At 61.3% G+C, this 22339-nt stretch carries 18 protein-coding genes; 9 read left to right on the top strand and 9 right to left on the bottom strand.

The genetic code is table 11. From position 1 onward, the window contains the following. Positions 1-658: 658 nt before the first annotated feature. The 3 genes from GVL12_RS02065 to GVL12_RS02055 form a co-directional block, all read right to left on the bottom strand. Positions 659-1513: a zinc-ribbon domain-containing protein gene (locus GVL12_RS02065; protein WP_159911002.1), complete on the bottom strand. Its 855-nt coding sequence runs from the start codon at positions 1511-1513 to the stop codon at positions 659-661. An 8-nt stretch (positions 1514-1521) separates the two neighbouring features. Next, the gene (locus GVL12_RS02060) at positions 1522-2148 is read right to left on the bottom strand and encodes a hypothetical protein (RefSeq protein ID WP_159910964.1); all 627 of its coding nucleotides are present in this window, start codon (positions 2146-2148) and stop codon (positions 1522-1524) included. 212 nt (positions 2149-2360) lie between these two features. After that, complete coding sequence (locus tag GVL12_RS02055; protein WP_159910963.1) at positions 2361-4034, bottom strand: hypothetical protein; 1674 nt, start codon at positions 4032-4034, stop codon at positions 2361-2363. Positions 4035-4366: 332 nt separating this feature from the next. Here GVL12_RS02055 and GVL12_RS02050 point away from each other — a divergent pair, with 332 nt between their 5' ends. The 3 genes from GVL12_RS02050 (at position 4367) to GVL12_RS02040 (ending at position 10223) form a co-directional block, all read left to right on the top strand. Next, entirely contained in the window at positions 4367-7624 is a 3258-nt protein-coding gene (locus GVL12_RS02050) for a hypothetical protein (RefSeq protein ID WP_159910962.1), read from the top strand. 61 nt (positions 7625-7685) lie between these two features. Beyond that, entirely contained in the window at positions 7686-8198 is a 513-nt protein-coding gene (locus GVL12_RS02045) for a hypothetical protein (RefSeq protein WP_159910961.1), read from the top strand. Between the two features lie 165 nt (positions 8199-8363). Then, the gene (locus GVL12_RS02040; RefSeq protein WP_159910960.1) at positions 8364-10223 is read left to right on the top strand and encodes an FRG domain-containing protein; all 1860 of its coding nucleotides are present in this window, start codon (positions 8364-8366) and stop codon (positions 10221-10223) included. Between the two features lie 475 nt (positions 10224-10698). On the opposite strand, the gene GVL12_RS02035 is transcribed toward GVL12_RS02040, so the two are convergent. The 4 genes from GVL12_RS02035 to GVL12_RS02020 form a co-directional block, all read right to left on the bottom strand. Continuing rightward, positions 10699-11805 (bottom strand): nitronate monooxygenase family protein, encoded by a 1107-nt coding sequence (locus GVL12_RS02035; RefSeq protein ID WP_159910959.1) that lies wholly within the window; start codon positions 11803-11805, stop codon positions 10699-10701. Between the two features lie 20 nt (positions 11806-11825). Next, complete coding sequence (locus GVL12_RS02030; RefSeq protein WP_159910958.1) at positions 11826-12812, bottom strand: tripartite tricarboxylate transporter substrate binding protein; 987 nt, start codon at positions 12810-12812, stop codon at positions 11826-11828. A gap of 304 nt (positions 12813-13116) precedes the next feature. Then, complete coding sequence (locus GVL12_RS02025; protein ID WP_159910957.1) at positions 13117-14286, bottom strand: acyl-CoA dehydrogenase family protein; 1170 nt, start codon at positions 14284-14286, stop codon at positions 13117-13119. 18 nt (positions 14287-14304) lie between these two features. Beyond that, positions 14305-15114, bottom strand: a complete 810-nt coding sequence (locus GVL12_RS02020) for an IclR family transcriptional regulator (protein ID WP_159910956.1) — start codon at positions 15112-15114, stop codon at positions 14305-14307. 160 nt (positions 15115-15274) lie between these two features. Here GVL12_RS02020 and GVL12_RS02015 point away from each other — a divergent pair, with 160 nt between their 5' ends. Genes GVL12_RS02015 through GVL12_RS01995 form a run of 5 tightly spaced genes read left to right on the top strand, consistent with a single transcriptional unit; the run spans position 15275 to position 18800 of the window. Next, on the top strand, positions 15275-16486 hold the full coding sequence (locus GVL12_RS02015; RefSeq protein WP_200843424.1) for a CaiB/BaiF CoA-transferase family protein: 1212 nt from the start codon (positions 15275-15277) through the stop codon (positions 16484-16486). A 56-nt stretch (positions 16487-16542) separates the two neighbouring features. Next, positions 16543-16836: a hypothetical protein gene (locus tag GVL12_RS02010; RefSeq protein WP_159910955.1), complete on the top strand. Its 294-nt coding sequence runs from the start codon at positions 16543-16545 to the stop codon at positions 16834-16836. A gap of 7 nt (positions 16837-16843) precedes the next feature. Beyond that, the gene (locus GVL12_RS02005) at positions 16844-17242 is read left to right on the top strand and encodes a YidH family protein (protein WP_235033783.1); all 399 of its coding nucleotides are present in this window, start codon (positions 16844-16846) and stop codon (positions 17240-17242) included. Then, entirely contained in the window at positions 17239-17673 is a 435-nt protein-coding gene (locus GVL12_RS02000) for a DUF202 domain-containing protein (protein WP_159910954.1), read from the top strand. Before GVL12_RS02005 ends, GVL12_RS02000 begins: the two co-directional genes overlap by 4 nt. Continuing rightward, on the top strand, positions 17670-18800 hold the full coding sequence (locus GVL12_RS01995) for a CaiB/BaiF CoA-transferase family protein (protein ID WP_159910953.1): 1131 nt from the start codon (positions 17670-17672) through the stop codon (positions 18798-18800). Before GVL12_RS02000 ends, GVL12_RS01995 begins: the two co-directional genes overlap by 4 nt. Positions 18801-18888: 88 nt before the next feature. On the opposite strand, the gene GVL12_RS01990 is transcribed toward GVL12_RS01995, so the two are convergent. Together GVL12_RS01990 and GVL12_RS01985 are read right to left on the bottom strand one after the other, a co-directional pair. Next, positions 18889-20595: an ATP-binding protein gene (locus tag GVL12_RS01990; protein WP_159910952.1), complete on the bottom strand. Its 1707-nt coding sequence runs from the start codon at positions 20593-20595 to the stop codon at positions 18889-18891. 167 nt (positions 20596-20762) lie between these two features. Continuing rightward, entirely contained in the window at positions 20763-21464 is a 702-nt protein-coding gene (locus GVL12_RS01985; RefSeq protein WP_159910951.1) for a response regulator transcription factor, read from the bottom strand. 298 nt (positions 21465-21762) lie between these two features. On the opposite strand from GVL12_RS01985, the gene GVL12_RS01980 reads away from it, so the two are divergent. Further along, a complete protein-coding gene (locus tag GVL12_RS01980) occupies positions 21763-22332 on the top strand; it encodes a DUF2796 domain-containing protein (RefSeq protein WP_200843423.1) in 570 nt (189 codons plus the stop codon). Positions 22333-22339: the final 7 nt, after the last annotated feature.

Below are 22339 nucleotides of genomic sequence, written 5' to 3'. Positions count from 1 at the left end.
CCTTATAGATGATTGGCTGCGCCATCTTTAAGGCGAACATGATAGCTGTACCAGCCTAGACATGTATGGTGAGTCGCTGATGCGCACTGACCGGGACGTTAGTGCCTAGCATGCTGAGAGTATCCGGTTTTGGGCGCATTGCCGCCCTCTGAGATTTTCCACTCGACGTCGGCATCCAGCCTTTTGCGACCTCTCGCTCATGTCAGCTCGGCGTCGGCTTCGCAGTGTGGATTCAACCGGTCGATGCTACACATGCGTCGAACATTCCAGACGACCGCTCCTGGCCGACTGTAGCCGGTGGCGACGCTTGCTTACCCTCACTCGACAGGGTAACGGGCCGGCCTTGATCGACCTATTACTTGTCGCAGATCCAGAGATGAATAGAGTTGAGACCGAAAAAAGGCTCGATCAGCCCTCTCTCAGGCCGATCAGCCACTTCGTCAATCTCGCCGCAGAACCACAGTCAACCCGCTAGCAGGATCAGTGAAGTCTTGCGCCGTCAGTGTCGACTTCAGAGGCGAGCACGCGTCACGGTAGAAGTCGGGTGGGTTTTTGAAACGTTCGTAGCCACTGCCCAGCACCAAGAGGAGGTCAATAACCCCCCATTTTTTTTGATCTACCGGCCTCAAACTTATCGCAGGACGGGTCACTGCTAGATCTAGACCTTAGCCATAGGTGTTCCGCATTCGCTGCAGAACTTCGCATTGGGAATGTTTTCAGTCGAGCAACTGGGGCACTTGTTCGAGTGCAGAGCGGCTAGATACTTTTGGCGCATGTATGCCACTTGCACCACGCAAGGGAGCGTGACTCGGTATGCAGGGCTAGAGAGGTCCGCCAAGGTCCACAGTGTGGCCACGGCGATGCCAATGGGGCCCGCTAGGGCGGCAGCGCTTCGCGAGCCGGCAAAAGCGGCCCCCCCCACAAAGGCACGGCCTAGCATCTGTGACGAAACTGCGGAAGCGACCATTGTGGCGATGTTTAAGCTGGCCATGGACAACGCGGTGCTGACGGTAGCACCAGCAACTGAGCCCCTGCCGATGCTGCGCAATGTAGCAATACTGGTGATGCCCAGATCATCCAGTACTCGTTTGCGCTCGGCTTCTGACATCTTCTCAAAAGCCTGCTTGAAGATGCGAATCAGTATGGCTTGCTCAATATCTTGTAAGGGGTCGCTTTCTGAGAACTGGGCACTTGCCTTTTTGGCTACATCCTGAACCAGCTCGGAATAGCTGATGGTGTCGCTGCTGCTAAAAAGGCTTCGATAGATGTTTGCGATAGTGTTGCCGCCGAACAGAAGAATTTCCTTGGCAATCAGATTTCTGTCGGCTTGGGCGAAGACCTTATGCTTGCTGCAGCCGGCGAGTTTCTTATTGGCATCGCTGTCAAGGGAAAGCCGCCCTTCGCCGTTGTCTGTTATGTAGTCGGCTAGTACGCAGAGGTCTTCTGCGTCGGCGACATTCAGAACAGTTGTAAGGTCGGAGGGCTTGGCAAGCAGGGGAGTGTATTTGGACATGAGAAGTATTAGGTGAGTTCAGCGAGGGGCTGGTGCTGCTGGGCAGACAACGCAAAGATTGCGCATATCACCATCAGTAGCGGTCGATGTTCGGGGTTAAGGTCTCGAATGGGTAAAGTCTGGCTGGTCGCGGCAATGGTTGTTTTTGCTGCCTCTGTCGCACGAAGGCCGAAGCCGCACATCTTTGCGATTTCTTGGGCATCCTTTGCGACATTTGAGGCAATGCCGGTGTAGTCATTGTTGAGTCTGGTCTGAGTCACGAAGTCCCTGAACTTTTCCGACGGCGCCAACACCGTCATATAGGTGACCATGGCAGAGGCCAGCTTTTTCCAGTCGTCCTCGGTCATCAGGAGCAAGGCAGGAGACACGTTCAGGGCTTCTCCCAGCTTACAAATGACTTCCAGTGTGGGGTTGGGCGGTTCTGCCCGCGCCTTATCATCGCTCACCAACAACTTGTTGATTGTCGAGGCCGCGATGTCGGCGCTTGCGCTCAAAGCTTGGCGTGTAACGGGGCGAGCTTCTCCGTCAGCGGCCACGCCAGACTGGTTGATGACTCGGCGTAAAGCTCTGCGAAATTGGTCTGAGCTTTTGAGGAACAGCTCGCTTTTGAGGGGGACGCCTGGTTGTTCGCTCATAAAAAATTGGGTTCTGAGAGGAGACGGCCACTAAGCAGCTGTATTTCGGGAATGTCGTGGTAGGACCTCTAGTCCTTGAGCGATTGAGGTCTGTTTCTAACGACTTTGGTGTAAGCAGCCAGAGCCAGGACACTAAGCGCGCCAGCAGTAAAGCAAATGGAAAAAGCTGCCAATTGCTCTAGAGGAGACGTATTGTTCATACCAGCTGCTCCTTACAAGAACTTGCCCAGAATCGTGCCCGCTAGCCCGGTGTTCTGTTTGGCGAACACAGCCGCTAATTCGATTGCCGACGATGTGTCAATTGGGGAAAGTGGTCCCGAGGAGAGAACGAAGTTGGGAGCATACGCCGCGGGATCGTAAGGAGCGGCATCATCAAGAGGTTCACCCGCTTCTGCCCTCTCGAGCATCTGTCCGATAAAGGCAAGCACCTTTTCGTCAGTCACCATCACGATGGGCTGGCGGTTCTTGGTGAGCTCGTACGCGTACTCCTCAAAGTGTTGGCGGATGTAGGCAGGGCGGTCCTTCGCGGCATAAAGGTCCCCCAAGAAGCTATTGGGGATGATGTCACCCACCAATTCCAGGTACTTGTCGAATTCCTGCTGCGTGAACAGATAGTCATTGGCGATGAGCTGCAGTTCCTTGTTAAGGATGGCCTGCATTTCAACCGCGTCGTCCTCTATGAGGTAGTCCATTGCTTTTTTGGCGCCGAAGCCCCCAGCTACGCCTCCGCCCAGCATGCCGAGAACACCGCCGACAGTTCCGCCGATCACGGTTCCGACGACGGGAAATGCGCTGCCGAGAGCAGCCCCAGCTGCGGTGCCGCCTATCCAGCCTCCGGTGCCAGCCGCGACACTCGTGGTGTTCACCACAAGGTTCTTGCCCAGTTGTGCCCATGAGGCGCTGCCTGAAATACTTGCTTTGTAGAGGTCGGGCAAGGTCAGCACGGTGACGGTGACGGCACCCGTGATTGCGTTGCTGCGCAGCAGCTTTGACACATGGTTGACGGCTGCCGCGCCGGTAACGGACTTACCCAGCGAGACTTCTGCGATTCTGTGGATGGCGGACTTGCCCAGATTGGTTTTGCTGACGTTTTTAAGACCGCTTCGGATAAAAATGGTCCCCATTCGGGCTGCTTGCGTACGGAGCAGCTGCGCGCTACCGACGCTAGTGAAGAAGGCAATGCCGGCGGTCTGTATTCCTTTAAGAGCCGCGTTTTTCATGGCGCCAACAGGGTTTTCACCGCGCCAAATGCCAGAGCTAAATTCCACGACGAAGCTAAAACCGAATGCAGCAGAGCAAATTACTGCACTGTTTCTGGCGTCATATGTCAGGCTATCGATATTTCCAGCCCGCGCAATATTTCGAGCCTGTTGATACGTGACATTGCCTTGACGAACCATCTTCGGCGCGTCTGCTGGGTTAGTGACCCCGGGAACTTTGCCTTCGGAAATCCGTTTCTCCATCAGCTTCACAGCCGCCTCGTACTGGTCTTTGGGGACCTCAAGCTGCATCGTGTCGTAGCGATAGAGGCCCGTTTCACTGTCAAAGGCGGAGTTCACGGAGCGACTAGCGGAGTCGAAGTACTTGGTTTGAATGGACACTCCATCGACAATGCGGTCAGCGCCGTTCTTTGCATTGTCTAGGCCCGTGCGCTCCACAGTACGGCCCATGCGTTCGTCAAAGAGTGCGTTGGCGTCTTCAGCGGCGAACCCTGTACCGCCTTTCGTAGAGAACTTGCCCAGTTGCGTCGCCTCCATGCCAAGTGCGACGTTTGGGGTAATGCTGGACTCCGCAGCGCTGGGGCGGCCCGGCTGGCCGGGGACCTCAACCTCGCCTTCCAATTTGGAATTTGGAATTTCTTTGGGGTCAAATTTTTCATCGCTCATATTTCAGGCCTCCTTGGAATGAGCGAATTTTATGCAGCATTGATGTCAAAAAATAAGGGAAACTAGAGCTTTGCTCCATTAAAACGGAGTACTTGGATTCGGTTAATTTTGCTCTGCAAATGAGGGCTTACATTTTTTTGATCCGCGCTGGGATTAGCGGAGTCTGATTGGTTTAAGTCAAGCCATCGCCGTGGCCGTCCAATCGGCCTCCACGAAGCCCGGGGCGGTTCACCATGCTTTAAAGCACCACAGCAGAATTTGGGCGAATCTCCTAAATTCACGGCCTGTGTTGCGACCTCGTCCGGTCTGGTTGGGACAAAGGAAGAAGACGAATGAGTAAGAAGAAGCGCAAGCAGCCGTCTCGAGTGTCAGCAGGGAAGCTGCAGCTGGCGCCCGAAATTCAGCGGTCGATTGACGAGCAGCGGAAGATGTTTGAGCAGGCCTTCGAGGCATCTTGCGGGCGGGTGCGCGCGGTCCTTACGCGATTCCATCCTGGAGACGTACTCACAGCGGTCAACATCTCGGACCTGTGGCAGCCGAATCGCGCGAGCCAGATCAAGCACCAGTTGGCCTTCAGCCTGCTGGTGTCCATTCCGGTGGACACCTTCACACCCGACAGCATGGTCACCTACGAAGACTTCGCGGGATTCTGTAGCGCATTGATCGAAGCCTTGCCAGACTTCCCCATGCTGGAGGACTATGTGCCTGAGGCGGATTGGGGCGAGGTGAAGGTCTTCCTTGGGCAGGAGCAGATCGCCATCCTGTACGGTGGCCTCGTCCAACGCGTTGTCGATCACATGGATGCGTTCCGCATCTGCCACGGGAATGGCACCCAGGCCGTAGCCGATCTAGAGTGCGCGATCCGTTTGCAGGGGCAACTCTTACGTCAGGTGCCACGGAATAGCGACGATCGAGAGGATCAATGGAGTCCAGGGCACATTGAGGTGCCGCCCGCATCTTTTTGGGAAGCCGCCAGGGCGGCATTGCTGCAGCTGCCTGCGACCGAGCAGCTTCGGGCCGACTACGTCGTGGAGTTGGGGAAACCCACCTCCTGGAAGGGTGCGAGCGGTTTCGGCGACGCGGTGATGAACGGAGTGGCGCTGCCCTGGCTGGCGGTCCAAATAGACGGGACACTGCGTGCCATGTCCCTTCGTAACGCGACGACGGTCGTGATCGACGTCTGGGCTAGGGCTGCGCTGGGTGCTCCGGCCCTGGTTGCGGCGCGTTTGGGTGCCTATGTCGCGAAACGGATCGGGGGCCGCTCATGTCTGACCGGACCGCTGCAGCTTCGGTCGCGCCTTGAGCGCGTGCCGCTGGCAGTCGCGGCAGTGCTTGTCGACGGGCCGCACTACTTTCTGGTAGTGCCCGTGCCGCCCGGCCAACTGGCCCAGGCTGGCAAGGCCGTGACTGCGATGCGCCGTGTCATGCGGAACTCGGACTGGGGCTTGCAGGTCGTCGGAACCTTCGACGGCTTCCAGCTTCGTGATGCACTCGGGGCGGTTCCAGGGCCGTCGGCCGTAAAAATCATCCTGGTGAACACGCCGGTGTCCACTGGGCTCTCGATGATCAAGCCGCCAAGTACCGATGCGCGCCTGATGAGTTTGGTGGATGCGTGCACGATTTTTGATTCGATCGAATCGGTGGATGAACTGGCGCGGTTTTGGAACTACGTGGATGGTTTGCGCGAATTCGGTGGCAGTCTGTTCAGCGATCTGGGTGACCTTTTCGGGTCGTTCCGTGATGCCCATGCCCAGATTGTTGAAGGCGCTGTGATCCCGAGTTTTCTGGGTCTGGATCCCCATTGGGGGGCGTCTTGGCGCTACGGGCAGCTCAAGGCGTTCTGGCAGCGAGCACCGCTCATCTTCCCGGACGAAGAAAGTGCTTGGGAGACACATGAGCGCAACGGCGTGAGTTCGTTGACTCGGGTCACCGCTAAGACAGCGCCCAAATTGGCATGGTCGTCAGTGATCGGGACATGCACCCTGCATTTCATCCTTGATGTCGACGCGGTCGGTTTAGAGCCGCGGGATGGTTCGTTGCTTGAACACTTTGTGCATTGCGCCGCCGACAGCATCGCCGAACGGGGGGAGATCATCTCGCCGTTCTTGCGGCTTCCCTTTCGGCGGGTAAATCTGCATTGCTTCAGCGCTCCCCATCTGTTGGCATCCGCTGCGGACGAGCAGATTGAGCAGGCGGTGGCTATGCCCCTGATCACGGCATGGGACGAGAGGCCGCGTGGTGACTCGCACAGCTATCAGGCGCGACTCACGGTCAATCTGGCGAAGCTGTTAGAAGACCTAGACGGTGCCAAAGATGCGCGTTTCGAGGTCGCGTGTGCAGTAGCTGTCGTAGAGCGCTTGTTCACGGCGCTGGGTGCCCCGATGCCGCCCGAGTTGGGGGAAGCTCTTGCGGGAACGGCTGGCCGACCGCCGCGCTTTAACCTAGGCCGCATGCAGCGTATGGTGGATGTGCCCGACTTCACTCAGCCGCAAGTGCCAAGGCCGGAAGACTACAAGGTGGCCCGGCGTGACTTGGCCATCCTACTGAAGGCGCAAGGAGTGATCCCGGGAACGTACACGCTTGCGGCAGCCAAGGCGTTGATCGACCCGGCCCGTATGGCTTACCGGGACGCGGTGCATGAGCGCATTCGCGCGCTGGATCGTGAAAGCCTGCTGCGGTATTGCATCGAGCAATACGATGCGTTGATCGCTACCTATGATCGGGATGAGTTGCGGATCAAGCAGAGCCTTCGCCACGAGGTGGATTTCGACCGAGAGCAATCCCTGGCTGAAGCCCACGAAAAGTTTGTTCGCGAGAGCAGGAACTACCGGTACCTGTTGGAAAGCGGGCTGGTTCTGACTTCGCCACAGGCTTCGCCAGTGCGTGCCGAGACGGTTCTCTCCGTTCAGGCCATGGTTGACTGGCTTTTTGTTCTGTATGGCGCCAGTGACGTGCTACACAACGGCATTGACGTGGGTGGTCTGCGGGTGGATCACCAGTACGTCCCGGAAGTCTTCTACTCAGAGAAGCGTGATGCGCAGGAAGAGATATTTGGGAGGGAGATGGCAGCCCTGCGGTTGGGTGTCAACGTTGCGGAGAAAGACAAGATCACCACGGCGCTGTCGATGCAGGAATACATAGCGGTGCTGGACGCAGCCTTCGCGAAAGACCTGCGATTCACCTATTCGCACATGCTGCAAGTACTCTCCACGCTCATATTGTGGGTATCGGCTGGGGGCGCTCAGGCACTGGCATGCGGCTACGTTAGCGACCGGAAAATCATCGCGGAGCGGGCAGTGGACGCCCACCCCGACATGCCGCTGGACGCCGCATTGGCGGTGATCGAGTTCCTCCTACTCGCTCCCGGCCAGGCCTGGCAACTGATCGGCAAGGATGTCGTGGAAGACGATGTCCCCGTCTGGGAGCATTCCAAGCCACACCATTCGACCACTAATCGCGCTGCCGGATGGCCGCGTGCTGTGGGGAGCAGCTGCGGTGGGGCGGGCAAAGCGCATTTGGACGGGGTCTATCGCGGCAGGCTATCTGCCGGCCGATTACCCCTGGCCGGCGATGCGAGCGGCGGTAGGTAAACTCAAGAAAGAGCTGGAAGATGGCTTGGAGGATCGTGCGCACGAAGTCTGTGCCCGCGTCATGCCTCACGCCATCAAGGGCATCGACTTCAAGTATCGATTTCCGAAGCTGCAGTTTCCTGACGTCGGGGATTTCGACGTACTGGCGTACCGGCCGGAGGAGAACCAGTGGCTGACGGCTGAGTGTAAGTACAACCAACCGGCGTTCTGCCTGAAGGACACACGTCGGCTGCGGGATCGGATTTTCGGGGGCGGCAACGAGCTTGGCCAACTGCGGAAGATCGAGCGGCGGCGCGACTTCCTCGCCGAGAACGCGGACACGCTGCGGACCCTGCTCGGCTGGCCCGCACCTGCAGACAAACCGTTCTCGGTGACGGAACTCTACGTGTCCAAGGACATGCATTTTTGGCTGCGGTTTCCTCCATATGAAGTACCCACGCGCTTTGTGCAGATTGACACTTTGGACGCCTGGCTGCGATTTGCCGCCGCACCGCTTGGCATCGTCGATGCCGATCTGGTCGATCTCGGTGCCAGCCCAACCTGTCCGGCCACGATGCTAGGTGAATGTGACTAGCCGCAGCACCTTCATCGCAATCTTGTACTCCAGGGCAGCTGTCATCCGTTCGGGGTAGTGACCTGCTCGGTTTAATCGAGACACTTTTTAACTAGAAGACGGCTGACAGTCAGTTTGACTGGGGTGCTAGGCTTCGTCGCCGCACGAACTGAGGAAGTAGGTGAGATGAACCGCGACAACGTTTTTTTGGAGGTATTCAGCCATGTTAAGTTTCCCAAGTTGGCGGTCGATTTAGAGCGCTTGGAGCAAGCGGCAGACAAGGGGTCGCGCACCGGAAGCCATCTTAGTTTCCCACTTTCGGCTCCCTCCGCAAAGCGAAGCGCGCTGCTTGCAGCTTGGCGCGGGCTGCTCCGGCAAGTCGACGTCACGTCCGCCGAAATTGCCATGGTGGGGAGCATGCTGTCGTCCAACCGGGCCCGAAAGCAGATCCTCTCTCTCGTTGGGACGAAAGGGAAGTTCGCAATCGCCGAGCAAGGCGACTTGCTTTACTGGGGCGAAGATACTCCTTGGCCAGCGGCGTACTCAAGCCTTGTCTCGCAACTGGTGGCCATCGTGGGAGTGCATGGCAACTCCATCTCCCAACTGGTGCCGGGCAGAGAAGAGGCTGTGAACCGTGCAGGCTTTGATGCGAGTTTCATGAGGATTGTTTCAGAGTATCCGCGACAGATGCCGACCGAGATCCAATACGCGATGGCCTCGTTGGGAGCTTGGCTGGGAGGTGCGGCCAATATCCAATACCTCTCCTACTACGCCACGATCCGGCAGATCACCCACAAGAGCCTGAATGTGACCTACGCGAAGAGGATGAACTACTCGCAACAGGACGCCGATGTTTTGCACGGCGGCGGCCTCGCCCTCGTACCCATGAACCTGTATGCCGACGTCGCGTTGGCCCAAGGAGACCCGACTGTCTTCGGGTCCATCCCTATCGACGAACTCAATGGGGCGAATCTTCCAAGCGAAGATGTCATGCGCGAGCTTCCGATTACCGACCCCATTTCGAAGTTTCCTGGTCTCATGCTTGATAAGCACTATCGAGCCGCGTTTTGGGCACGAAAGCTAGGTAAGCAGGCGCTCTTCGGCGCACGCAACGTGCTGAGGGATCACTACACGGACTTCTACAACAGCCTGCCCATTGAGTCGCTCGTGCGCTGCAAGCACTATTGCGCCCCTGTCGTGCGTGTGCATGGCATGGATGAACTACGCTCCCTGTCTGCCAATATCCCGATCAGGAGTGAAGGTGGGGTCTTCTTTCGCGGGCAAGGAAAACTACACCTCCTAGCCCGGGGAGCAGACGTCCAGCGCATGCTGTTCGGTGACTCTTGCGCGCGGGAACCCTCTTTGGTGACTGCTGCATCGCGTGATACCGACTACGCCTATGACGACGTTCACTTCGCGCTACGCTTGTTTCTAGAGCAGAAGGTCGCGTTGCAAGATCGAATCATGGGCAAGAGCCGCCTCAATGATTGGCAGGAGATGGTGCGTTCACCACAGTGCCGTCTAGATCGCGCAATCATGGCCCTTGCGCAACACTATGGCCTTCCCACGCACGGCTTGGACATCACCCGAAACCCCGACGTCGCAGCCTGGTTTGCGACGAATCGGTACTCGAAATCGAACGTTATGGCTCGCTACGAAGTAATGGCGCCTGACACCTGGCCAAGTTCGGAGGAGGACTGGCCCGTGGTAGTTGCTTGTCAGGCAGTGACGCATTCGACACAGGGCTCGCTGCACGACTGCGAAGATCTCGATCAGTTCGGATTTGGCTCCATGCGGCCAGCCGCCCAGTCGGCACTGTTCTTTCAGGGAGGGCACAGTGACCATGTCAACCGCTTGGCTGAGACAGTGGTGTGCATCTTTCGGCTGGCCCCGGCGGTTTATGAAACCGGCCTGACGTTCAAAGCGCTGTTCCCTGCTCCAGAGGAGGACGCGGCCTACCGCGTCATGCTCGAGTTCGCCAGTTCAGCGCAGTTCGGCTCGCTATGGGGTCGTTATGTGAATCGCTTCCACGAGATAGCCCCCTGAATCTCCTGACACGGTCTATCGCATATCTTCCAGATAGGCATAGGACTGCTCGTATGACTACGATAGAGATCATCACTCGAAACCAGCGCAGGCGGCGCTGGTCGGCCGCCGAGAAGGCGGCCTTGAATCGCACCGGGTTCTGTGGAGGTGGATCCAGGGAGCAGTAGTTCGTAGGAGGTGAGCCCAGAGCGGCAGGTCAAGACGTGCGGAAAGTAGTTTACGACTTTAGAAAAGTAGTTCTAGGGCGTGATAGCCTTGAAAGGCGCATGAATGCTAGCCTTGTGTTTACGACTTTAATTACCTAGAACAGCGCGTCCCAACCTTTAGGGACAGTGCCTTGGGGGGGGGGCGGTTTGCGTCGTTGCAGATTCTCGTAATAGCAGGGTGCTATTGGCAAGAAAAGCAACGCAGTGGACCGCCCGAGCCGAACTGACAACGACCGCAGGGATTTGCGCAGAGGATCCCTGGAGTGGGGTCACCGCGAACGCAACTCGCCCCATGCATTTATCTGTCCAAGCGATGCGTGCATTTGCGCGGTGAGTTCCGCCATTTGTGCGGCTACCGTGGTCGGTTTTCTGATGGCGAACACGCTTTGCCCGGCTGCTTCGTAAATGAGGTATGGGTCATCATTTTCGTGCATGGAGGCAAAGACGTCGCCGGTGAGTGCCTGCTGCATGGGCATGGGCAGCGGTTCCGGGGCGCCAGCAGCGGTCCAGGCGTCAATCCAGTCGCTGCGCACCACGCGGCAAGGCTTGCCGCTGTGGGCTCGGGTGATGACCGTGTCCTCGCTGCCGCTGTCCATCAGGCGCTGTAGCAGCGCCGGTGGTGTGTGGTTTTCTGCGGCTGCCATCCACAAGGTGCCGAGCCATCCGCCTTGCGCTCCCATGGCCATCGACGCCACGATCTGGCCGCCGGTGCCGATGCCGCCTGCGGCGAGGACCGGTGTATTGCCGGCCACGGCTACGATTTGCGGCACCAGCGAGAAGGTTCCGATGCTGCCGGTGTGGCCACCCGCGTCGTAGCCTTGGGCTACGAGTACATCGACCCCCAGGGCCAGCGCCTTTTGCGCATGGCGCGTTGAGCCGATGAGCGAAAAGGTGAGCTTGCCACGCGCCTTGGCACGGGCAATCAGGTCCGCTCGCAGTCCGATGGCCGTGGCAATGCCAATGGCATTGGAGGCCAGGACCTGTTCTATCTGGGATTCAAACAGCTCTTCAGAGCGCACCTGCGTAGTGAAGAAGCTGGGCTTGGTGGGCGCGGGCACGGCGAAGCGCTCGCGCAGGCGCTGGACAAAGTCCACATGCGCACCGGGCAGCGCGGCGCGAACTTCCTGGATATTGCCTTGCCGAGGCACCTGCGACGGAAGCATCAAGTCCACCCCGTAGGGGCGCCCTTGCATGCGTGCGTCTACCTCTTGCAGTATCTGTGGAATTTCGTGGGGCATTTCACGTGCCAGTCCCAGCACGGGAAAGCCGCCTGACTTCGCTATCTCCACCACCACATCGACAGAGTGCGAGAAGCCGAAGATGGGATGGGCGATGCCCAGGGTCTCGCAAAGTGGTGTGCGCAACGGGTTCGTCATGGTGCTCGCCCCTTGCCGGCTCACTGGGGCTCTACGCCGGCCTGTTTGAGGACCTTGTTCCAGCGGCTGGCTTCAGCGGCCACCAAGGCGTCGAATTCTGCGGGATTTGCTGGCGCCATCTCCATGCCCAGGGTGGCAAACTTGGCTTTCACGTCCGTCATTGCCAGGATGTCGGCGACATCGGCGGAGAGTTTGCGCACCACAGCATCGGATACCTTGGCGGGTGCCACCAAACCTAACCAGGTTCCCACCTCGTAGCCGGGCAGCTTGGCGGCCTCTGCGACTGTGGGCAGATCCGGAAAACCCGTTGCACGCTGAGCGGTGGTGACGGCCAGCGCGCGCAGCTTGCCGGTCTTGACGTGGGGCCCGGCGATGGCGGCGGTCAGCGGCATCATCGTCACGCGCCCCCCGAGCAGATCGTTCATGGCATCGGACTGGCCACGGTACGGCACATGGGTGAGCTGCACACCGGCCATCTGGGCGAGCAGCTCCCCCGACAAATGGTTGGAGGTACCGGTGCCAGCGGTGGCATACGACAGGGGCTCGGTGCTTTTTTTCGCCAGTACCAGCAACTCGGACATTGTTTTGGCGGGCACGCTGGGGTGCACTACAAACAGGTTGGGAACCGTGCCTATGCCTTGTATGGCCCGGAAGTCGCGCACGGGATTCCAGTTGAGGTTCTTGGTGATGCTGGGCAGTACGGCGTGGCTGGGGCTCACGGCCAGCAGGGTGTAGCCGTCGGGCGCGGACTTGGCTACGAATTCGGTGCCGATCGCTCCGCCAGCGCCGGTCTTGTTCTCGATGATGACAGGCTGGCCATATTTGGCACCCAACTTCTCTGCAATGATGCGGGCAGTCGAGTCCACCACCCCGCCAGCCGAGAACGGAACGATGATGCGAATGGGGCGGCTGGGGTAGGCTGCTTCCTGCGCGAACGCTGGCATGGTGGCGAGCGTGGCCGCGCCCAGAGAGAGTGCCAGAGCCTGGCGGCGGACGAATCGGGTCATGTTTGTCTCCTGCTGTGAAAGCTGATGCTGTGGGTCTGAGGTGAGGGCGGTGCGCGGTATGTTCCGCGCTTCGTCGATGCATTGGTGTCAAGGGCCGTCAGGCTGATGAGATCGGTTCGGGCTTTGCGCAGACGCAGGACGGATGCGACGCAGCCCTTCAGAGTGGAGGCAGGGCGTTCGGCTCCCGCCTCTGGCCGCGAACGAGATGCAGATAAGAGCGCGGCTTGATTGCGCCTAAGTCCACGGGGTGACGGTCATGTTTCAAATGGCACGCAGGCGATCGTGGCGAACTTGACCAGCAGGTTCATGGCTGTGCCTTGTGCGCCTGCGCCAGGGCGATGGTGCGGCGCGCGATGTTGACGAGATGGATCTGGCTGGTGCCTTCGTACAGGCGGAACAGGCGCACGTCGCGGTAAAAGCGCTCGGCCACGTTGTCGGCAATGTAGCCACCGCCGCCAAAAATCTGCACTGCCCGGTCGGCCACGCGGCCGCACATTTCAGAGGCGAACAGCTTGCACATGGATGCTTCCAGCGTCACATCCTGTCCGTCATCGCGCTTGCGTGCTGTCTCCAGCAGCAGGGCCCGTGCGGCGTGCACATCGACGTTGCTCTCGGCAATCATCTGCTGGACCATCTGGAACTCTGCCACAGGCTGGCCAAACTGCTTGCGTGTGCTGGCCCGCTCCACCATCTCGTCCACCAGACGGATGGCGGGGCCGATGCACAGGCCGGCCAGGTTGATGCGCTGCTTGTTCAGCGCCTTCATCGCCGTGCGAAACCCGGTGCCGGTCTGGCCGCCAAGGATGGCACTGGCCGGTACACGGCAGCGGTCCAGCAGCACTTCACCCACGGGCGATCCGTGCTGGCCCATTTTTCGGTAAGCCGGCGGCGTGCTCAGACCCGGCGTGCCGCGCTCGATCAGAAACGCCGTGATGCCTGCTGCGCCCTTGGCGTTCATGTCGGTGCGGGCAAACACGGTGAACAAGTCGGCGATCGGCGCATTGGTGATGAAGCATTTGCGGCCGCTGATGACGTAGTCATCGCCATCGCGCACGGCCTCGGTTTTGAGGGCGGTGGCGTCAGAGCCGGCATCCGGCTCGGTGAGCGCAAAGCATCCGGTGACCGCACCGCTGGCCAGGCGGGGAAGATAGCGCTGCTTTTGTTCCTCGGTGCCATCGACGACCAGCGATTCGGATGCGATTCCGGTGTTGCCGCCAAAGCGTGCCCGAAAGGTGGTGGCTGCTTGTGACACCTCGATGTTGACCAGAGACAGTTCTTCGGAGGTCAAGCCCGCGCCGCCGTAGGCCTCGGGGATGCTGTGGCCAAACAAGCCGAGTTCGCGCATGCGCTGCACCACGGGCTCTGGAATCTGGTCGTCCTGGTCGATCGACGCCTCGAGCGGCATGAATTCCGTGCGCACCACATGGCGCACTTCGGTCAACAGCTGCTTGAATCTTTCAGGGTTGCGAATCATGGTTTTCTCTCTCGTGGGTTATTGCAGGCCACAGGCCCGTTCAATCTGCTGGACGGCGTCGAGCAGGTGGAGGGCCGTCAGTTGTTCCAGCGTGTCCTTGCCCAGCCGAAAAGTCGACATGGTGCAATTGAGCGCCAGGGGTTCTTCGCGTGCTGCCTGGCGGATGGGCACCGCCACGGCATGGATGTCCTTGTGCCAGTCGCCGCTCGAATAGCAGTAGCCGCGTTCGGCAAATGCGCTTTGCTCGGCCTCCCACTGCGCCTTTTCGGCGGCGAAGCGCTTGGGGTCTTCCACCTTGAGTCGGTTGAGGATCGCCTTGCGTTCCGGCAGCGGGCAGGCCAGGATGAGGGCGCGCCCGATGGCTGTGGACAGCAGCGGGCGCGTGCTGCCGATGTCGGGCTGGTACACATTGCCTTGATCCACCCGGCACGTATCAACATAGACGACGTTGGTGCGGTCGCGCATCCCGAGGTTGACGCTACAGCCCGTCTCCCGCGCCAATTTCTCCATGATCGGACGTGCGATCTGGCGCACGCGCATGTTGACCAGCAAGGGATAACCCAGCGACAGAACGCCCGAGCCCAGACGGTATTTCTGCAAGCCCTCCACGCGGCTCAGGTAGCCCAGCAGGGTGAGCGTGTAGGTGAGTCGCGACACGGTGGGCTTGGGCAGTCCGGTGCGGTCGGCGATCTCGCGGTTGCCCAGCATGGGGTCGGCCTGCGTAAACGCACGCAGTACCTCCATGCCCCGCGCCAGGTTCATGGAGAACTGGCGATCGGCGCTCAGGTCGTGCGGGTTGACCAGACCGGGCAAATGGATGTGGGACATGGTGTGTGGCTTGCGTATGTTGGAGCCCATGATGGTTTTGGGTTGCTGCCGAGTCAATGCGTTGAGCAGCTTGTTTCGCTGTGCAAAACATCTGTTGTGCAGCGAAAAGGACTCTGGCAAAACCCCGTGTATGCAAGCCCTACGCCACGGAGATATTCAGTTGAGTGCAACATCGAACTACAGCGGCGCCCTGACGGGCGTGCGCATTCTTGACATGGCCACTGTCCTGGCCGCCCCCTTTGGTGCCACCCTGTGCGCCGACCATGGCGCAGACGTGGTGAAGCTGGAGTTGCCCGATGGCAGCGACCCCTTGCGCACGCTGCAACCCGTGAAGGACGGCACTGCCCTGTGGTGGAAGGTGGCCAACCGCGGCAAGCGCGGCATCTCCCTGGATGTGCGCAAGGCGCAGGGGCGCGACTTGCTCTTGCAGATGCTGCCAAGCTTCGATGTCCTGATTGAGAACTTTCGTACCGGCACCATGGACCGCTGGGGCCTGGACGCGGCCACGCTGTTTGCCGCCAATCCGCGCCTGATCATCCTGCGCTTGACGGGGTTTGGCCAGACCGGACCCGACCGCCTGCGCCCCGGTTTTGCCCGCATCTTCGAGGCCAAGAGCGGCTTTACCAGCCTGACGGGCGAGAAAGGCGGATCGCCGCTGCACTCCAATTTCCCGGTGGGCGATGCGGTGGCGGGCCTGTTTGCCGCGTTCTCCATCGCGGCAGAAATCGCGCGGTTGCGGGGAGACCCGCAGGCCAAGGGCGTGGAGATCGATCTGTCTGCCACAGAGGCGCTGTTTCGCCTGCTCGACCCCTTGCCGGTGGAGCACGAGCAACTGGGCCTGGTGCGCAGGCCGGAAGGCAATTGCGCGAGCTATACCGCACCCAGCAATATGTACGCGAGCCAGGAGAAGGTGTATTTCACCGTCGTGGCTTCGTCGGACGCCATCTTCGCGCGCTTGGCACAGGCCCTGGGGCAGGCGGACTGGGCCAGCGACCCGCGCTTTGACACCAACCCGCACCGCGTGCAGAACCTGGGTGAACTCGACGCGGCCTTGTCGGACTGGTTTTCCGCCCACTCTTACGAACACATTGCACTCACGCTGGAGGCCGCCGGCGTGCCGTTCAGCAAGGTCTACACGATAGAGGACATAGCGGCCGACCCGCAGTTTGTGGCGCGCGAGGCCATCGTTCGCCTGCCCGACCCCTTGTATGGCAGCTTGCCCGCCCCGTGCATTGTTCCGCGTGTGCTGGGGCGGAGCATGCCGATTCCGCGCACCGGGCCTGACGTGGGCGAGCACAACGCCCAGGTCTTTGCCGAGTTTGGCGTCGATGCCGCCGGGCTTGCGGCGCTGAAGGCGCAAGGCGTCGTGTAAGCGGCCACAAGGCCCATGCCGCGCCATGGGTGATGCAACTCCAAACCTATCCAGCCATGAACACCTTCAAAGCTTTGCGCCCGTTGCCAGGCACCATGCTGCCCGGCGGCGCCGCGCTTGAAACTACGGTACTGCCCTTCATTTTGCGCGGTATCCGCCTGTTGGGCGTCAATGCCAATTCGCCCATGCCGGTGCGGGAGATCGTCTGGCACAAGATTGCCAACGCATACCGGCCAAAGCACCTGGCGCAGATCGCCCATGTGATCGGCATGGAGGAACTGGCGTTCTACCTGGTCCGTACGCTTGCCGGCCAGATCCGTGGCCGCACGGTCATCGACATGAGCAAGTGAGGGCGCTGTGAAGTACACCGATCAGTCCCAAGCCAAGAAAGTGCGCACGGCGCGCGAGCCGCAATGGCGCCAGGAAGGGGCGGAGCCCGATTACCGCTTTTCGCTGGCCAATGAGCGCACTTTCCTTGCCTGGATCCGCACCGCCCTGGCGTTGTTGGCCGGGGGTGTGCTGCTGGAGCAGTTCTCCACCACGCTCGGCCCGCGTCTGCTGGTCGTGGCCCTGGCCATCGCACTTGGCGTGCTCGCGGCTGCGCTGTGCGCGCTGGCCTATGTGCGCTGGCGCGCGAATGAGATCGCCATGCGCCACGCAGGCAGACTGCCGGGAACGTTGGCCATTGCGCTGATCTCTGCTGCCACGCTGGGTATCTCGGCCGTGATCGTGTTCCTGCTGGTGGTGCAGGCATGAGCCCCGCCCTGCCACTGCCAAAGGAAGAGGGCCATCAGCACGGCGGTTACACGATGGGCCCGCACGAGGCGGCCTGCAAGCCGTGGCCCCGGGACCCCGGCTTGCAGGCCGAGCGCACGGCGCTGGCCTGGAGTCGTACCGGCCTGGCCATGCTGGTCAATGCATTGCTGGCCTTGCGCGCGGGCTGGACGGGCCGTGAGGCGCCGATCACGGCCTTGGGCTTGGTGTTGCTGCTGGCGTCGGGCGCTATCATTTTTTATGGCGCTTGGCGGCGGCGGCAGCTGCTGAGCGGCCAAGCTGCGCTGGCGCCATCGGCACATGCCGTAATGGCGGTGGCGGTCGTCACGCTGCTGGCGTGTGCCGTGGCAATTGCGTCCGTTCAGAGCCTCACGGGTATGCCATCGCCAGTTAAGTTCGGGGGATCGCAATGAAACAAGGTCCTCTGGCCGGTTTGCGCGTGTTGGAGATGGAAGCCATTGGCCCCGTGCCTTGGGCCGGCATGATGCTGGCCGACATGGGCGCCGATGTGGTCCGGTTGGATCGGCCCGAGGCGCAGCACATGGGGATGCAGCGCGACGAGCGCTTCCAGTTCAACGGGCGGGGCAAACGCTCGGTGCTTGCTGACGTCAAGACGCCCGAAGGCCGTGCTCTCGTACTGGACCTGGTCGGTCGGGCTGACGTGCTTCTGGAAGGCCTGCGTCCTGGCGTGATGGAGCGCCTTGGCCTGGGCCCAGACGACTGCCTCGCGCACAACCCCGCATTGGTGTATGGGCGCATGACGGGCTGGGGCCAGACCGGGCCGCTCGCGCAGGCGGTTGGCCATGACATCAATTACATTGCGACCACCGGTGCGCTGCACGCCATCGGCCCGTTGGATGGACCGCCTGCCGTGCCTTTGAATTTGATCGGCGATTTTGGCGGCGGCGGCATGCTGCTACTGGTGGGAGTGCTGGCCGCCCTTTGCGAGGCCAGGACCAGCAGGAAGGGCCAGGTGGTCGACGCTGCGATGGTGGATGGATGCCTTGCCCTGCTGGCCCCCATCTTTGGCCAATGGCAGGCCGGCGAATGGACCGACCAGCGGCAGTCGAACTGGCTGGATGGTGGAGCCCCGTTCTATGGGACCTATGCGACATCCGACGGGAAGTACCTGGCAGTCGGTGCGATCGAGCCACGCTTCTACGCGGCCCTGCTCAAGGGCCTGGGCCTGCCAGGCGAGCCGCTGCCGAAGCAGCATGACCGCTCTACTTGGACGGCGATGCGGGAGCGTTTCTCCGCCATATTCCGGCGGCATCCATGCGAGCACTGGCTTGCGGTATTTGCCGGGACTGAGGCTTGTGTGTCGCCGATTCTTTCTTTGTCTGATCTGGCCGTTCATGAGCACTTGGCCCAGCGCAAGAATTTCGTCGAAGTAGACGGGGCGTTGCATCCAGCACCCGCACCTCGCTTCTCCCGCACCCCTTCCCAGATCGCGAGCGGCGTCGCCATGCGCGGCTCGAGCACAGAGGCGGCGCTCGCCAGCTGGGGCATCCGCCGGTCAGCTTCCTCGCCGCAGGACTGATCGTCCCTGCACAAGCCTTTCCCTTTCACTCCCACCAAACCGTATGTCTGAAGCCGCCGGCCAGGTCATTGTTTACGACCTGGCCGGATCAACGCCCCAGGCTGGCACGCACCAGGCTGTGGCCTGGCCGGGATTCGAGGTGAAGCTGGCCGCCCAGCCTGGCGACCCGGGCCTGCATGGATGACAGGCCTATGCCGCCGGCTTCGTGGCTCACGACGGCGATGTCGAAGCCCACGCCGTTGTCGCGCACTTCGAGCAGGAGCGCGCCCTGCGCGTCTGCGGCCAGCGTGATCTCGACTTCGGTCGCTTCGCTGTGCTTGAGCACATTGGACAGGGCCTCTTCGAGCAGGCGGGTGAGCTCCAGGCACAGCGCCACGCTTGGCGGCCGGGGCCACGCCGCCAGGCAGGACCAGTGGCTGGTCACATCCATTTCATCGAACAGCGTGGAAAAACGGTGGCGTGTCGGCGCCATCCATTCGGCCGGCGTCGCGGGCGTGTCGGCGTGCACGGTACGCCCGCCGTCCATCACGTTGCGCAGATCATCGCGCAGGGACTTGAGGGTGGAGACGTGGCGGCCGGCCTCTGCATGGGCTGCGGCATTGCGCTCCGCCTGGACGATGGCCCGCACCAGCGCGCTGCCAAAGCCGTCGTGCAGGTCGTGGATGAACTGCAGGCGCTCCTGCAGGCGTGAATTGGACAGCGCCAACTGGTGTTCCTTGCCCATCGTGGTTTCAAGTTCCCGGCAGGCCTGCTCGACCGCGGCCGTGAGTTCCACGTTGAAGCGTTCGGTGCGGCGCATGCTGGCCGCGATGCGCGAGCCCAGCAAGGCGGTGATCACGGCCATGGTGATCAGGTTGGTGTAGGGCGTCAGCAGAACGGGTTCAGGCGTCTGGATGTAGTAGGTGTGCACATCGTACGCCGCGATGATCAAGAACCCGAGGCCCGGCGACGCGTAGAAAACATCCGTGATCCTGCGGCTGCGCCAGGCATGGACCAGCGGCACAATGCAGGCGATCACGAACACCAGCATATGGGCTCTCACGCTCAGATGCATCGTGAAATCAAGATGCTTTTGCGGCATCAGTGCGATCAGCAGTGACAGGACCACGGTCAGGGCCTGCAGGCCCCGTTCCTGCCAGCGTGGGAGGGCGCGCCCCTGCAGCTGGAAAATGAAAATGGCATAGCAGGTGCAGAACACCATGAACGCGATGGTGTTGGCCCGCGCCACGCCCACCGTATCGCCGAATGGCCAGGGATCGGTCGCGACCACGTTGTAGATGAACACGGCCCAGGCCAGGTTCAGCAGCGCGAACCAGCCATACACGGACTGCTTGCGGTAGAGCAGCCAGATGCCGGCAAACAAGGCCGCGATAAACAGCGTTCCCACCAGATTGATCTCGTAGGCCGTGCGCGTTGCCCACCAGAGTTCTTCAAACAGCGCGTGCATCTGTGCCGGGGGGCCTATCCTGACCAGGCCCAGGCCGGGATAGACGAGCGCCTGGCCCTGGACGCGGATCCAGAGGGCATTGTCGCTCGCATGCAGCGCCGCGTCGGGCAGGATCCAGTAGCGGGGGGTGTTCCAGCTTCTCGTCAAGGGCTCCTGCAGGCTTGCATCACGCCACAGCAGGGTGTCGTTGAGATAGACCTCCCCGGCCATATTGATCGAGCTCACAAGCAGCGCAACCGGCTCCCTGCCACCCTGGGCGGCGGCGCAGTCCTGGCGCAGCGTGATGCGGTACCAGGCCGCGCCGCTGTAATCAGGCCATCGCGTGGTCCAGTTGTCGGGCAGCGTCACCGGCTCCCAGCCCTGTGTGGGCCGGCCGGCCGCGCCAGGGGCCTCCTTGGCGATGTGTACTTCCGCAATGGCGGGCGGGCAGGCCTGCGCCCAGGCCGACTGGAGCAGGCTGCAGGTCAGCAGCAGGATACCGAGCAGCAGCGTGCCGAGGTGGCAACGCCTGGCTGCTATTGGAGCAGGCCGCGCTGACGCGCTTCGTTGATGGCCTTGGTGCGCGAGGACACTTCCAGTTTTCGGTAAATGTGCGTGATGTGACATTCAACGGTGTAGCGTGAGATAAGCAGATGTTCCGCGATATCCCGATTTGACTTCCCGTCGGCGACCAATGCAAGGATTTGCGTTTCGCGTGTTGTCAGGACGCTAGGCGGCTGGACCCGCCGGGTGTCTGCCGCCTGGGCACCGTTGTCTTTTGCCTGCGCCAGCTCGGCAAGAATATGTCTGGCGATGAACGGATCGATGGGCGCGCCGCCGCGCAGCACGCTGCGTATCGACAGCCGCACTTCCAGGTCATCGCGTTCCTTGAGCAGGTAGCCGGTAGCGCCGGCGTGCAGCGCGCGCAGTATCGTGTCCTGGGTGCTCCAGGCGGAGATCACCAGGATGCTCAGGGAGGGGTCGCGCCGGCGCAGCTCGGCGATGAAATCAATGCCGCTGCCATCGGGCAGGCCCAGATCCACCAGGGCCAGCGCAAACCGCTGGGCTGCCGTGTGCTGGCGGGCCTGCGCCAGCGTGCCGGCCACATGAATGGCGTCGCGGGCATAGCCCAGCTCGCACATGATCTTGAGCAGGCGTTCCTGGGTGGGCAACTCGTCTTCGACCAGCAGCACGGGGCAGGGAAGGATGGGCGTGGCCGACAGCGCGTTCTTGGGCATGGTATTGGGGGGGCAGGACGCGCGAGGAGGGCACGCGCTGCCCAATATAGCCCGATGGCGCATGGGGGCGCCATCCCTGAAAACCGTGATTCTCACCGTGGTCGGTGCTTCCATCACGCCAGAAAGCTGGCGCTGAAGTCACAGCACGCCTGGGCCGGCTCCGTGGGTTGGCGTTGTGGATGATGGCGGCAACGACACGTCGGTGCGCTGAATGGATGTGATGGTATAACATTGGTTGCCGGTCCGGGCGCGGGCTTTTCCGCCGCGCCCGTCTTCTTTCGTGATCCCGGAGTTGCCGATGTTCAAACTTTCCCTGGTTCCCATGCGTGCCATTGCCCGGGCGCTGGCCCTGGCCGCCAGTGCCCTGGCGGCGTCCCTGCCCGCAGCCGCGCACCAGCACGCGCATACGCACGGTCATATGACGCTGGACGTTGCCGTCGACGCGCAGACCATTACGCTGGCGATCGCCTCGCCGCTTGACAGTTTCCTCGGCTTCGAGCGTGCGCCGCGCACCGATGCCGAGCGCAAGCGGGTCGCGGACATGGTCGCGCGGCTGAACGCTGCCGATCAGCTGTTCGAGCCCGATGCAGCGGCTGCCTGCCGGCTTTCGAGAGTCGATCTCGCGTCCGAAGCCCTGGGCCTGGGTGCCGCCCAGGGCCACAGCCATGGCGGGAAAGCGGAGCACGCCGATATCGCCGTGGACATCGTGTTCACCTGCACCAGGGCTGCACAGGCGCGCTTCATCGACGTCAAGCTGTTCGACGCCTACCCGCGCCTGCGCAGCATCGATGCCCAGGTGGCCGCGCCCCAGGGCCAGTTCAAGCGCAGCCTGCGGCCTGGCGCCGCGCGGCTGGGGCTGACGCGCTGACCACCGC

The organism is Pantoea sp. 18069, assembly GCF_902706035.1.
Classification (GTDB): domain Bacteria; phylum Pseudomonadota; class Gammaproteobacteria; order Burkholderiales; family Burkholderiaceae_C; genus Comamonas.
This window is presented reverse-complemented; position numbering and strand designations above follow the sequence as displayed.